The organism is Anabaena sp. FACHB-1237, assembly GCF_014696225.1.
Lineage (GTDB): Bacteria > Cyanobacteriota > Cyanobacteriia > Cyanobacteriales > Nostocaceae > FACHB-1237.
On sequence record NZ_JACJPV010000015.1, the window covers coordinates 17,773 to 32,518 of the forward strand.

Annotated in this window: 10 protein-coding genes; 3 read left to right on the plus strand and 7 right to left on the minus strand. The window is 36.6% G+C overall.

All coding sequences use genetic code 11. The features are described 5' to 3' along the window. Together H6F32_RS09830 and H6F32_RS09835 are read right to left on the minus strand one after the other, a co-directional pair. Window positions 1-1,710: a diflavin flavoprotein gene (locus H6F32_RS09830; protein WP_190369152.1), complete on the minus strand. Its 1,710-nt coding sequence runs from the start codon at window positions 1,708-1,710 to the stop codon at window positions 1-3. A gap of 341 nt (window positions 1,711-2,051) precedes the next feature. Further along, a complete protein-coding gene (locus H6F32_RS09835; RefSeq protein ID WP_190369153.1) occupies window positions 2,052-3,776 on the minus strand; it encodes a diflavin flavoprotein in 1,725 nt (574 codons plus the stop codon). A gap of 117 nt (window positions 3,777-3,893) precedes the next feature. Between H6F32_RS09835 and H6F32_RS09840 the strand changes: the two genes are divergently transcribed. Together H6F32_RS09840 and bchM are read left to right on the plus strand one after the other, a co-directional pair. Then, window positions 3,894-4,718 carry a pantothenate kinase gene (locus H6F32_RS09840; RefSeq protein WP_190369154.1) on the plus strand — a complete coding sequence of 275 codons (825 nt, stop codon included), beginning with the start codon at window positions 3,894-3,896 and terminating at the stop codon, window positions 4,716-4,718. Window positions 4,719-4,806: 88 nt separating this feature from the next. Further along, window positions 4,807-5,493, plus strand: a complete 687-nt coding sequence (gene bchM / locus H6F32_RS09845; RefSeq protein ID WP_190369155.1) for a magnesium protoporphyrin IX methyltransferase — start codon at window positions 4,807-4,809, stop codon at window positions 5,491-5,493. A gap of 181 nt (window positions 5,494-5,674) precedes the next feature. Here bchM and H6F32_RS09850 read toward each other — a convergent pair whose 3' ends face one another. The 3 genes from H6F32_RS09850 to H6F32_RS09860 all read right to left on the minus strand — a co-directional run bounded on the left by H6F32_RS09850 (window position 5,675) and on the right by H6F32_RS09860 (window position 8,879). Next, window positions 5,675-6,574, minus strand: a complete 900-nt coding sequence (locus H6F32_RS09850) for an ABC transporter permease (RefSeq protein WP_190369156.1) — start codon at window positions 6,572-6,574, stop codon at window positions 5,675-5,677. A 63-nt stretch (window positions 6,575-6,637) separates the two neighbouring features. Next, on the minus strand, window positions 6,638-7,720 hold the full coding sequence (locus H6F32_RS09855) for a PotD/PotF family extracellular solute-binding protein (protein ID WP_190369157.1): 1,083 nt from the start codon (window positions 7,718-7,720) through the stop codon (window positions 6,638-6,640). A 40-nt stretch (window positions 7,721-7,760) separates the two neighbouring features. Next, on the minus strand, window positions 7,761-8,879 hold the full coding sequence (locus H6F32_RS09860; protein ID WP_190369158.1) for an ABC transporter ATP-binding protein: 1,119 nt from the start codon (window positions 8,877-8,879) through the stop codon (window positions 7,761-7,763). A 533-nt stretch (window positions 8,880-9,412) separates the two neighbouring features. Here H6F32_RS09860 and mrdA point away from each other — a divergent pair. Continuing rightward, a complete protein-coding gene (mrdA, locus tag H6F32_RS09865; protein ID WP_190369159.1) occupies window positions 9,413-11,206 on the plus strand; it encodes a penicillin-binding protein 2 in 1,794 nt (597 codons plus the stop codon). Window positions 11,207-11,235: 29 nt separating this feature from the next. Here the strand turns inward: mrdA and cysS are convergent, their stop codons facing one another. Continuing rightward, the gene (gene cysS / locus H6F32_RS09870; protein WP_190369160.1) at window positions 11,236-12,690 is read right to left on the minus strand and encodes a cysteine--tRNA ligase; all 1,455 of its coding nucleotides are present in this window, start codon (window positions 12,688-12,690) and stop codon (window positions 11,236-11,238) included. A gap of 427 nt (window positions 12,691-13,117) precedes the next feature. Next, entirely contained in the window at window positions 13,118-14,284 is a 1,167-nt protein-coding gene (gene rpoD / locus H6F32_RS09875) for an RNA polymerase sigma factor RpoD (protein WP_190369161.1), read from the minus strand. Between the last annotated feature and the right edge of the window lie 462 nt (window positions 14,285-14,746).

The following is a 14,746-nucleotide window of genomic DNA, read 5'->3' on the forward strand; positions in this document are numbered from 1 at the left end:
CTAATAATAACTTGCGGACTTGCGATGATGAATAGCAGTAACACCATCTTGGTTTAATACCTTACCATCATCAACAGTAGCGTAAACCAACCAATGATCACCAACCTCCATCCGATTCTGTACAGTACATTCCAAATACGCTAAAGCACCATTGAGAATAATACCTCCATTATTAGCTTCCGTTGTTTCAATACCAGCAAACCGATCCTGTCCTGGAGAGTAAACCTTCATAAAATGCTTTCTTAGTTCCCTACCTTCCGTCAAAATATTGACTACAAAGTTATTTCCACTATGAGTCATATTTTCCATAGCACGATCTTTAGCGATCGCAATAGTCAAACCAGGTGGATTAAAACTAGCTTGAGTGATCCAAGATGCTAACATAGCGCTTTTAACATCGCCTTGTTGTGCAGTAACTACAGATAAGGATCCAACTATGCGACCTACAGCTTGTTCCACATTACTAGCAGGTTGTTTAGCAACCACAGATTTTTTAGCAGCGCGTTTTAATGCTTGGGCAAAATCTGTACCTGCTTCCTCACAGGTTTGTAATGTTACATCATTAGGTTTAAACTTAACGCGAATGGTATCAAACCCAAAGCGATATCCAGCATCTTTTAACTTACTTTCAATGAGATCAACAGCTTCCCCACTCCAACCAAAAGAACCGAATACACCAGCCAACTTATTATTAGTAGCAGTGGATAGAACTATACCCAAAGCAGTTTGGACAGGTGTAGGCGCGTGTCCTCCCAAAGTTGGGGAACCAATAATAAACCCAGAGCATTTTTCAATAGCTTTTTTAACATCCTCAGGATCAGCAAATTCGCAATTGATAGACTCCACATTAATACCAGTTTTAGTTAAACCGTGAGCGATCGCTTGAGCTAAAGTAGCAGTGTTACCATAAGCGGACGCATAAATTAAAGCCACAGTAACATCTGACTCTGCTTGATCTTGTATCCATTGACGATAGCCTTGAGTAATTTGAATTAAACCATAACGTACAAGTGGACCATGACCAGTAGCATACATTCTTACAGGTAAATCAGCCAACTTATCTAAAGCAGTGTCAACTTGTTTAGCATGGGGAGCGATGATACAGTCAAAATAATAACGTCTATCTTCCTGGAAGACTTCCCAACCTTCATCAAATACCTGATCTCCACAAATATGCGTTCCAAATAACTTATCAGAAAATAAAATTTCCGTTTGGGGATCATAAGTACAAAGTTGATCAGGATAACGAGGGTTAGGAGTAGGAATAAATTGTAAATGATGACCTTTTCCTAAGTCTAAAGTATCATCTCCTCGCATTACCAAAATAGGTAAATGTTGGTTTTCTAAAGCTGCGCGTAAATTAATTGCTCCGGGGTTAGAACAGACAAAAGTTAATTGAGGAGCAATGTTTAATAAAGCCTTCAAAGTTGCGGCACGGTTGGGGTTTACATGACCAAGAATGACATAATTGAGTTTACTAATATCCAGACGTTGTTGTAACCTTTGCAAATAAATTTCGGTAAAAGTTTCTCCAGGAGGATCAACAATGGCAATTTTATCACCTTGAATTAAGAAACTATTTGCGGTTGTGCCCTTAGCTAAAGCATATTCAATTTCAAATCTTAACCTTGTCCAACTGCGCGATCGCAAAACTAGAGTATCTGTAGCAATAGGTAATATTTGAACGTCACGAGGTTTGTTATTTTCCATAGTTTTAAAAAAGGAGATCAAGGAGTCAGGAAAGTGCGGAGTTTCAAGAGTTAAAAGTTAAGTTGATGTGCAGCTAAACTGTATAAGTAAAAAACCTAAAATTACTGTAGTGCAAGGATCTTCCTTGCATCTATTATCCACATTAAAAGCACAACAGCTTAACTATAAACCGACTGGGAATGAATTCCTGTATCTCATAGTAAAAGTCATCTAAAGATGACTAAATACTTCCAAGGGTCTTGAGTTTACTTTAGTAAACTTTGGTTATTAGCCATGGAATTCATTTTTTCATTTTATGGTGGGTTTGGACGCTAAAGGGATAAATCCGAACCCTATCCAATTTAATAGTGATTACCCACTTTTCTATGATGTACTGCTGTAAGTGCTTCTGGTCTAGATACACGACCAGCATAAACCGTACTATACAAAGCCCAGTGATCACCACAGTCCATCCGACTAACTACCTCACATTCCATATAGGCCAGAGCGTCAGTCAAAATAGGAGCGCCATTAGATGCTGGTTGAGTTTTCACACCTTCAAAACGATCTGCACCAGGAGCAAATCTTTTTAAGAAGTGTTTCATCAAAGGTTGATAGTTACCCTCTTCCAACACATTAAGTACAAAGCGATCGCCCACCTGCATTAAAGACTCAATAGCGCGATCCTTAGCCACAGCAATAGAAAAACCCAAAGGTTTAAAACTAGCTTGACTTACCCAAGAAGCCAACATCGCACTAGAGACATCACCCTTTTTAGCTGTGATAATATATAACCCACCGCTAATTCTTCCTAACGCCTTATCCAAATCTGCGGCTAAAGACTTCATTACCTTAATACTGCGATCGCGTGTCAAAAACTGACCTAAATCTGTTCCTGCTTCCTCACACTTCTTATAAATGTTTTCCGTCGGTGTTTCCCGAATTTCAATCACAGGAAAAGCTACACTTAAACCCGCAGATCGGAACTGATTCAACAGAGGATAGGTAGGTTCATCATCTCCTCCTCCAGTTTCAAAAATTCCAATACATTGCTTTTCCTTAGCTGAACCTAACACCGTACTCAAAGCTGCTTGTACCATAGAATTAGCTGATAATGGAGTCATTCCCAGCACCAAACCAGCACAAGATCCTACTAATTCGCGCAACTCCTGCAAATCAGTAATACTACTCAAATCTATCAAAGAAGTAGCTACACCAGTTTTACTGATACCATTAGCTATAGATTGGGCTAAATGATCACTATAACCATATTCAGAGACATAGAATATACCTACTGTAGTTTCCGCCTTAGTTTGGTTTTGACTCCAAACGCGATAACGTTCTGTTAATTCTTGAACATGATGATAAAGTAAAGGTCCATGACCAGTAGCAATCATTTTAATTTCCTTTAATTCCGCCATACGTTTAATTGCGGAAAGTACAGAACGGGAGTTAGGTCCCATTAAGCAATCATAGTAATATTGAAAATCTGCTTCAAGAATTGATAAATCTTCATCAAAAGTCACTTCGGAACAATAGTGCATTCCGAAAGCATCACAGGTATAAAGAATTTTAGTTAAATGGTCAAAACTAAAGATAGTATCAGGCCAGTGTAAATTAGGAGCGATCACAAATTCAAATTCATGATCCTTGCCTAAATTTAAGCGATCGCCATTTTTAACAATAAGACGTTTAAAAGGACGATGAACCAAGTCCTGCAAAAATTGAATAGCGACTTTAGAACCAACGACAGTAATATCAGGAGCAAACTGTAACAAATCTTTAACCAAACCGCTATGGTCAGGTTCAGTATGACTAATAATCAAATAATCAATATCTTGAAGATTGATTAACCCTCTCAAAGTGTCAAAATAAACATCACGGAACTTTTCATGGGAAGTATCAACTAATGCTACCTTCTCACCACGAACTAAAAAAGAATTATAGGTTGTGCCATTTTGTAAACCAAATTCTATATCAAACCGATCTCGGTCCCAATCCAAAGAGCGAATAGCTGTAGTATCCTGAGCAATATCCACAGTATTGATAGTCAGGCGTTTAGCTGTTTTTTCGGTAAGCAGTACCATAACTCCCCTCCTGAACAAATCAGTATTATTGTTTTTCCTATTGTGACACGGCTTTAATCTTAAGATTTAATTAGACCTGATGGAAAAACCTATCAATGACTTCAGAAAATTAAAACAGTGGAAAACCATAAAAATTATCAATATCAATCATATCCCTGGCTAGGGTTAATCATTGGTAATTCTCGACTACATTGGGGATTATTCATGAATCATACTTTATCTGCAACCGTTGATACACCACATCTACCCCTATCCATAATTACCAACTTAACCACATCTCCCACATTAGATAACTTTCTTCAGATTTTATCTCTTGATATTCCTGATCATTCAGGATCAATATCTTCACCTCTACCCATCATTATCGCCTCTGTAGTTCCTACACAAACCGCCCTTTGGCAAAAATACCCCCATCATTGCATTCTTACCTTACAACAAATACCCATTGGGGGAATGTATCCAACTTTCGGTATAGATCGCGCTTTAGCAATATATAGTGCAGGAGAAATTTATGAATATCCAACATTAGTTATTGATGCGGGAACAGCTTTAACATTTACAGGAGTAGATGCTCAAAAAACCTTAGTTGGTGGAGCAATATTACCAGGAGTAAAATTACAGTTTAACAGTTTAGCACAAAATACAGGACAATTATCATTACCTCAAAATAGTTTAAATGAATATTTGCCATTACGGTTTGCATTAAATACACCAGAAGCAATTAAAAGTGGCATAATTTATACCTTATTAAGTAGTATTAAAGATTTTATTCTTGCTTGGTGGGAATTATTCCCAGAAACAACTGTAGTTATTACTGGAGGAGATAGTAATTTATTATACAGTTATTTAGAAAAACAATTTCCAGAAATAGCCGTAAAAATCATAGTACATAGTAACTTACTATTTAGTGGTATCGCCAAAATTATTAGTTTTGCCTATTAAATTGTCAACTAGGAAATATGTCTAAAAACATGATTAACGGTAGAATAAAGGTTACAGAAAATGTTTAGTTTTGTCACAAATAGAGTTTATGAACGCAGCCGACGATAAAACAATAGTACGCGAATACTTCAATTCTACAGGATTTGACCGTTGGAGGCGCATTTATGGAGATGGAGAAGTAAATAAAGTCCAGTTAGATATTCGTACTGGACATCAGCAAACTGTAGATACAGTCATCGGCTGGTTGAAAGAAGATGGTAATTTATCACAATTATCCATCTGTGATGCTGGTTGTGGAGTGGGTAGTTTGAGTATTCCTTTAGCGGCAGAAGGTGCTAAAGTTTACGCTAGTGATATTTCAGCGAAAATGGTATCAGAAGGACAGGATCGCAGTGTCCAGATTTTTTCTAATACAGTTAATCCTGTTTTTACAGTACAAGATTTAGAATCTTTAACAGGAAATTATCACACTGTAATTTGTTTAGATGTGTTAATTCATTATCCCCAAGATAAAGCGGATGAGATGATCTCCCATTTATGTTCTTTAGCAGATCAGAGAATGATTCTGAGTTTCGCACCAAAAACCTGTTTTTTGTCTATTCTCAAGAAAATTGGCAGTTTTTTCCCAGGTCCTTCTAAAGCGACTCGCGCTTATTTACATCGGGAAGCGGATGTTATTAAGATATTGGCAAAGAATGGTTTTACTGTGGAAAGAAAAGCTATGACTAGGACTCGTTTTTACTTTTCTCGGTTAATAGAAGCGGTAAAAGAATAGTTTTTAGGAGTTAGGAGAGCTTTAGCAGCTATAAGCTACAGATGGCTTCTTTGTTTAGCTTCCACAGTTGCCTGGAACTCAAGTTCCAGGCTAATAGCTGGCATTTTACTAAAGTAAACTAAACTTTTGTGATGGGGCACGGTAATTTATTCCCACACAGGCTTATAAGCAATGTTAAAACTCACTGTTTTGGCTTGACTTCACCAAATTTAATCACTAAGGCGATCGCCAAACTAACTAATAATATCAATGTCATACTCAAAGCTGAACCAAAACCCCAATTTTGAGTAGCGCCTAAAAACTGATTATAAACTAATCTGGAAGCGGTCATACTTGACGCACCCCCTAATAATTCAGGATCAATAAAATCTCCTAATCCTGTAATAAATACTAACAAAGATCCGGCTGCAATTCCTGGTAAAACTTGAGGTACTGTTACCTTCCAAAAAGTTTGCATAGGGTTAGCGCCTAAGTCAGCCGCAGCTTCTAATAAGCGTTGATCTAACTTTTCCAAGGAAGCATATAATATTAATACCATATAAGGTAATAAACCATAACTCATACCAATTAATACCGCCGGAGTTTGATTGAGAATATCTAAAGCTGGTAAGCCAATAGCTGTTAGAATACTATTTAATAATCCTGTAGGACGTAAAATAGTAATCCAAGCATAGGATCGTAATAAAGAGGAAGTCCACAGAGGTAGAACAAAAGCCAATAATATTAAATTTTGCCATCTTTTGGGGACAATTTGAGCAATCCAATAAGCCACAGGAAAACCTAAAATTAAAGTAATGACAGTAGTACCAAATGCTAAAAATATGGAATTAATAATTACTTTTAAATAAATAGGTTCTAAAATTATCAAATAGTTATTTAACCCACTAGGGATAACTAAATCTCCAGGACGAATATCTGGTACTAAACTTAATTCTAAAATGATTAAAGTAGGTAAAACTAACAATAATAATAACCACGAACCGGCGGGAGTTAATAATACCAAAGGTGGTAAAATTTCTCTCAACTTAGTCCATTTATTAGCTGTTTTTCCACTTTTATTAATATTTGTAGAAGATGCCATTTTTTTGTTATTTTATAATTGGTATTTTTGACTTTTAACCTAATTAATTTAATTTTACTCCATTTAACTTAATAGTTGCGTCCAATAACGATCATAAACTTGTTCAAATTCATCCACAGGAGTTAAACGTTCACATTTATTAATAATGCTATCAGGAGGAAATAAATTAGTATCCTCTTGCAGTTTTTTTGGTAACAAATCAAAAGCTGCACGATTTGGGGTAGAAATATGTAATCTTTCCACTATTTCTGCTGCTATTTCTGGTTGTAGAAGTAAATTTATCCAAGCATAAGCACCTACAGAATTTGGTGCTGATATGGGAATAACAATGGTATCAGTCCACAAAGAAGAACCACTGCGGGGAATGACATATTTAAACTTGGGATTTTCCTGGGAAATTTTCATAGCATCAGCAGAATAACACATTGCTATTAATAAATCTCCAGCTAATATCTTATTTTGCCATGCATCGGTATCAAAAGCAGCGATCGCTGGTTTTAAAGATTGTAATTTTTGATACGCTTGTTTAATTTCCTTTTCATTTTGAGAATTATAGGAATATCCTAACATTCTTAGAGTAGCGCCCATAACCTCCCGCACATCATTAAGTAAAGTCATGCGTTTATTTAAAATATCTTTATTTTGCCATAAATATTCCCAATCTTGAGGAGGTTTAGCTAATTTTTCCGAGTTATATAATAATCCTGTAGTTCCCCAATTAAAAGGAATACTATAGATATTATTTGGATCGTAAGTGGGATTATGAAACTGAGGAAATAAATTATCTAAACCCAATAAACGACTATGATTTATGGGGGATAATAATTTTTTTGCTACCATCTTCTGTACCATATAATCAGAAGGGTAAATCACACTATAACTAGCACCTCCTCCCGCTTGTAATTTTGCCAACATTACATCACTAGAATCATAAACATCAGCAATGACTTTCATACCTGTTTGTGTGGTAAAAGTAGTCAATAACTGCTGATCTGTATATTGTGTCCAACTGTAAACATACAATTGATCACGAGGATGAGAACTAATAGAATTAGAACTAACATTAGCTAATCTCCAACCGCAACTACTTAAAGATAAGGTAGAAAATATGGCTAATTGTTGCAATAATTTACGTCTGCTTGTCATTGGTTAAATCTCAGCTATCATAAAATTACAATGTTATTCATTATGGGTTTTGACTAATAGCCAAACAATCACTTTTATCCCACCAAACATAAATAGGAGTATTTCTATCTGGGAGACTAGTAAAAGAATTAGGTTGTAAAACATTGAGACTCATGCCATCAACTAATTGTACTAGATAATTCACATGAGTTCCTAAATACATCACATTAATTAGTCTACATTCAAAGCAATTAATAGAAATACTCGGAGGATAAAGAGAAAGTTGGATTTTTTCAGGACGAATAGTCACAACTACGGATGCTGATGTTTGTTTTGCTGTATTTTTGTCACAATCAACAATTATCCTTAATCCTGTTTTTGTGGTAAATTCTAAATATTCTTGATTTACTTTAGTAATTTCACCATGTAATAAATTAGTATCACCAATAAAACTAGCTACAAAAGCTGTTTGTGGACGTTCATAAACTTGACTAGGAGTACCAATTTGCTCTATTTTACCCTGATTCATCACAGCGATGCGATCAGACAAAGATAACGCTTCTTGCTGATCATGTGTCACCATAATAAAAGTTAAGCCTAAATCTTGATGCAGATTGGATAATTCTACCTGCATTTCCTTTCTTAATTTCAAATCTAACGCGCCCAAAGGTTCATCTAACAATACTACAGCAGGACGATTTACTAAAGCCCTAGCTAACGCAACTCGTTGTTGTTGACCACCTGATAATTGATGTGGATAACGCGATCGCAAACCATCCATTCTGACTAAACTTAATGCTTCTGTGACACGGTGAGCAATCTCTGACTTAGAGAAATTTTTTAAACGCAGTCCAAAAGCAATATTTTCTGAGACATTGAGATGGTTAAATAAAGCATAACTTTGAAATACAGTATTTACAGGTCGACGATAAGCAGGAATATCAGTCATCACCTGACCTTGAATCAAAAGTTTACCAGCATCCACTCTTTCAAAACCAGCAATTAAACGAAGAGTAGTTGTTTTTCCACAACCGGATGGACCTAAAATACTAAAAAACTCTCCCTGTTTAATATCCAAGTCCACTCCATGTACCGCAGGTTCTTGGTTAAAGAACTTAAAGACGTTAATTAGTTCCACATCAAGGGAGTGTGAACCATTTAAAATTGTTTGGTTTTGCATTACAGTTTAAGCCATAGTCTTGTAGTACAAGAACCTAATCTATCATAATAGCTGAGTATAACAGGTGATAAGTAATAAAAATAGGACTTACGTAAGTGCCACACTAAAAAATCTGTTGTAGGGTGCGTCAGATATCAACAATTTGGTTATTTACATAATTTATACCCTTTGACATGGTTGGTGATCTTGTCGAACCACACCCTATCAATGTGCCAGTGGCGATCAAGGTAAACGAATTTGCTACTTCTGAATTCTATTCTCAACTAGTAAGTTATGATAATTTCACAATTCTTAAGCTAATGTGTAGCACTCACTGTATAATTAAAAAACCTAAAGTTACGGTAGCACAAGCATCTTGCTTGTATTAAGTATTCTAAAGTTACAGTAGCACAAGCATCTTGCTTGTATTAAGTATTCTAAAGTTACAGTAGCACAAGCATCTTGCTTGTATTAAGTATTCTAAAGTTACAGTAGCACAAGCATCTTGCTTGTATTAAGTATTCAAGTTAAAAGCACAACAGCTTATTCATTCTATGAATTTTCTACCATCATTATTTAGCATTCAAAAAAATACCCGCACAGTGGGACGCGGTTCACAGTCAGTATTTTTGATCATATTTGCGTTATTGATGTTAATGGGAATTGGCGGAAGATTAATATATTTGCAAATTATTCAAGGCGCGAAACATCGTAAGCTGGCTGAATCTAATAGAATTAGAATTATATCCAAACAACCAGAACGCGGCAATATATTTGATCGTCATGGTAAATTGTTAGCAAGTACCCGTTATCCCCGTTCAGTTTATTTATGGCCAAAATCACATATTAAACCATCCTGGTCAGTAGTTGGTCCTCGGTTAGCACGAATTTTAGATATCCCCCAAAAAGAAATTGAAGAAAAATTAGAACAACAAGTAGACAGTGTTTATTCCTTAATTCGCATTGCGCGAAACCTAAATGAAGCACAAATTACCGCTTTAAAAGAATATGAACAGGAATTACCAGGGGTAGAAATTAATACAGAGGCATTGCGTTATTACCCTCATGGTAGTCCTTTGGCTCATCTTCTAGGTTATACCAGAGAATTAACAGCGACACAGTTAGAAAAGAGAAAATCTCAAGGTTATCGTTTAGGGGATGTAATTGGACAGATGGGAGTAGAAAAGGCTTATGAAGATTTATTGCGAGGTGAATGGGGAGGACAACAAGTAGAAGTAGATGGTGCAGGAAGACCATTACGAGTATTAGGAACAAAACAAGCTAAGGCTGGTAATGATTTACATTTAACCATAGACTTAGATATACAACTAGCAGCAGAGAAAGCATTGGGTAAGCGTAATGGTTCAATAGTAGCCTTAAACCCCAAAAATGGCGAAATTTTAGCTATGGTATCCCATCCTAGTTTTGATCCTAATATCTTGTCTAAAGAAAAACTTTCACAAAAAGACTGGGAAAGCGTACAAGGTTCTGGACATCCCTTAGTAAACCGTGCTATTAGTGCTTTTCCACCTGCAAGTACCTTTAAAATTGTCACCACTACAGCAGCTTTAGAATCGCGTAAATTTGCTTCTAACACTATATTACCAACCTATGGCTCATTAAATATTGGCGGCACAAGATTTGGAGAATGGAATCGGACAGGATTTGGTCCTTTAGGTTTTGTAGGGGCGATGCAATGGAGTAGTGATACATTTTTCTATCAGGTTGGCAAAAGAGTAGGAGGACCGACATTAATTAAATGGACTCGTAAATATGGTTTTGGAAAAAAAACCGGGTTTGAATTTAGTTCTGAAGAAGCAAAAGGTTTAGTACCTGATAATGAATGGAAAAGAAAAGTTTTAAAAAAACCTTGGTCTGTTGGTGATACAGTTAATATGTCTATTGGTCAAGGTGCATTACAAGCAACTCCTTTACAAGTAGCTGTAATGTTTGCTGTTCCTGCTAATGGGGGATATCGTGTCACACCACATTTATTAAAAGATAACCAAGACGCTAAAAAATGGCGAGAGTCGTTAAATTTACAACCAACAACCATTAAAATTTTACGGGAGGGACTACGTAAAGTTGTGGTTGAAGGTACGGGAAAAGCCTTGAATTTACCTAATTTACCTCCTGTGGCGGGTAAAAGTGGCACAGCAGAAGCATGGAATAAAGGAGTTAAGGAAAATCACGCTTGGTTTGGTGCTTATGCACCTGCGAATAACCCTGAAATAGTAATAGTAGCTTTTGCGGAACATTCTGGAGGTGGAGGTGGTAGTGTCGCAGCACCAATGATAGCAGAGATTATGGAAAAGTATTTTAATTGTAAACAATCAGCTAAGAAGTAATTAAAAATTAAAAATTAAAAATTAAAAATTTAATTTCTGTGCCAACGAGTACCTTCACGACTATCTATGAGAGTAACACCTTTTACTAGAAGTTGATCACGAATTTGATCAGACTCAGCAAAGTTCTTAGCTTTTCTTGCTGCTTGTCTTTTATTAATTAACTCCTCAATTTCTGCATCACTAATACTATTTTCACTAATAGTTTCTACTTCCGGTTTTGCCGCTAATCCTAACACATCAGCTAAAGTTATTAAAGTTTGCCATTTCTGCCATAATTCATCTGTGGAAGTATCTGTTTTTCCTTGATGAACAATAATATTTCCCTCTTTTCTCAGTTCTTTGGCTAATTCAAAAATAACCGCTAAACCTCCTGGAAAATTAAAGTCATCATCCACTGCTGCGGTAAATTTTTCAACTTCAACTTTGTTAATTTCAGATGTTATTAATTCGAGATTTTCCCAACCTAATTTTTTACCATGTTCATAACCAAATAACAAACCTTCCTTTAATGTATGCCAGCCATTAGTAGCTGCTAAAATTGCTTCATCTGTAAAGTCTATGGGTTTACGATATTGTGCCATTAACACAAATAATCTTAGTGCCATCGGGTCCACATTTCTATCTAATAAATCTCTAATTGTGGTAAAATTTCCCAGGGATTTTGACATTTTTTCCCCATCAACTTTAACCATACCGTTGTGTAACCAAAAATTGGCTAAAGGCTTACCTGTAACTGCTTCTGACTGGGCAATTTCGTTTTCATGGTGGGGAAAAATTAAGTCTGCACCACCAGCATGAATATCTATTGTATCACCCAAGCGATCGCGGACCATCGCCGAGCATTCTATATGCCATCCAGGGCGACCTTTTCCCCAAGGAGACTCCCATGCGGGTTCATCGGGTTTTGCCGCCTTCCAGAGGGCAAAATCAAAGGGGTAATGCTTCTTTTGATATTCGGGATCTTGCACATTGACCCGTTCACTTGCACCAGCTTGTAAATCCTCTAATTTCCGTCCTGATAGTTTGCCATATTCATTAAAGTTTCTCACTGCATAGTAAACATCACCGTCAGCAGAATAGGCAAATCCTTTATGTTCTAAATCGTGGATTAATCTTTGAATACCATTCATAGTGTGAGTAGCACGAGGATATTCATCTGCTTCCTTAATTCCCAAACGTGACATATCCTCAAAATAGGCTTTAATGAAGCGTTCTGCTACTTTTTCCATGGAGGAATTTTCTAATCTAGCGCGGTTAAGAATTTTATCGTCAATATCAGTGAAGTTTTGAATATAGCGAACTTGATAGCCAATAAATTGTAAGTATCGGCGTACCACATCCCAAATAATACAAGCCCTAGCATGACCCAAATGGCAATAGTCGTAAACTGTCACACCGCAATAGTACATTTTCACTTTACCAGGTTCAACGGTAGTAAACGGTTCTTGACGACGAGTAAGGGTATTGTAAATTGATAGGGTCATAATAGGAAAATGGGACAGTGTAACGATCAGTTATGATAGCGTAACTTGTGAGTAACTGAATAGCTGTATGAAAAATCGAAAATTTATTGATGTTTACTAATTCTCTAGTTTAATGTACCATACTAAGTAACAGTATGTATTACAATTATTACAGGTTGGCAAGTTATGATTCAAACTTTACCGAAAACAAAACCCATCACTTTTACAGAGATAAATATGAAATATGAATGACATCATGGAGATTACTAGCTTTTCTGCTGAGAGAATCATGGCTGAATATTTACGTTTAAATCCAGACAAATCAAAGTTTGAGGCTGATAACCACAGAAAATGGGTGCAAACCCTAATTGTTAACAATCTAAAAAGAGGTGAAAACTAGATAGTTGAGTTTCCCCTCTCTTTCAAATGATTGTAATAGGTGATGATTCTAGCGAATATACTCTTTCAATACACTATTCCGGTTAGGATGGCGTAATTTACGGAGTGCTTTTGCTTCAATTTGGCGGATACGTTCCCTGGTAACGTTAAAAATTTGGCCAATTTCTTCCAAAGTTTTCATCCGGCCATCGTCTAAACCATAGCGTAATCTGAGTACGTCTCTTTCACGAGGACTGAGACTATCCAAAACTTTTTCCAGATCCTCCCGTAGTAAATTTTTAGACACTTGATCTTCCGGTGTTTCTCCATCAGATTCAATAAAGTCTCCTAAACGAGAATCTTCTTCCTTGCCAATAGGTGTTTCCAAAGAAATTGGTAACTGGGCTGACTTAGCAATAAACCGTAGTTTCTCGATAGTCATTTCCATACGAGTAGCAATTTCTTCCTCCGTGGGTTTCCGTCCCATTTCTTGAGAGAGAAGTTTAGTGGTTTTCTTAATACGCGAGATGGTTTCGTACAAATGAACCGGTAAACGAATGGTACGAGATTGATCAGCGATCGCTCTTGTAATTGCCTGACGTATCCACCATGTAGCGTAGGTAGAAAACTTGTAACCTTTTTCGTGATCGAATTTTTCCGCCGCGCGAATTAAACCTAAACTTCCTTCTTGGATCAAGTCTTGGAAGGATAAGCCCCGATTCATATATTTTTTAGCAATGGACACCACTAACCGGAGATTAGATTGTACCATTTTTTCCTTAGCTCTTCTACCTAGATGGAGACGAGCACGGAAAGTCGGTAATGGTAATTGTACCGCCGCCGCCCATTCTTTCAGGTCTGGTTCACGTTCGAGCTGATCATACAGGTCTTCATAAACCCGTTCCATCTGAAGTAAATCAGCTATTTTTCGGGCTAATTCAATTTCTTCATCCGCTCTTAAAAGACGTATCCGGCCGATTTCTTGCAAGTATAAACGAATGGAATCTTCGGTATATTGCTTTTTTTTAGTTTGAGTCCGACGACGCGACTTAGCGGCTTTTCCAGACTTAGCGTCGTCCTCATCAGGCTGAGGCTCTAAAAAATCATCAATATCCCCATCATCTACCAGCAATAATTCCTCTTCGATTAAGAGTGCTTCTAATTCGATCTCCGGCGGATTTATCATTTCTAGGTCAGGCTGATAAATATTCTCGAGTACGTTGTTAGCCTGGTTCATGCCGCGTTCCTCATGCTCCTTGCAGAATCAATTACTGTAAACATTTTAATTACTCTTGTCATCAAGTAATTTGGCAACCGAATTGAGATATTGGTGATCTTTATGACTCACTCCACCCTTCGCTATCGGTTATAAGGCCAATTTATTGGTTAAGGTGAAAATGATTACTTTTTTGTAATTTGTTCACCTGAGTCGGAATCACTTCCTTTGTTGCTGTAGATAACTTGTAATTGAATAATCTATATTGAGATAGATTTTTTATGGCTTAGGACATCCTTTATCATTACAAGTTGACCTCTGACTACTAACGGAAATGACTGTTGGTAGATTTAACTGTAATTACTGTTTTAATTGTAGCTTGTTTCACAGAAATTGTACTTTTTTTCCTGTATTATTCATCAACTTATTTACCAAGTTACAGCCACTTTTATGAAAAACACATAAAAAACGGTGCTTACACCT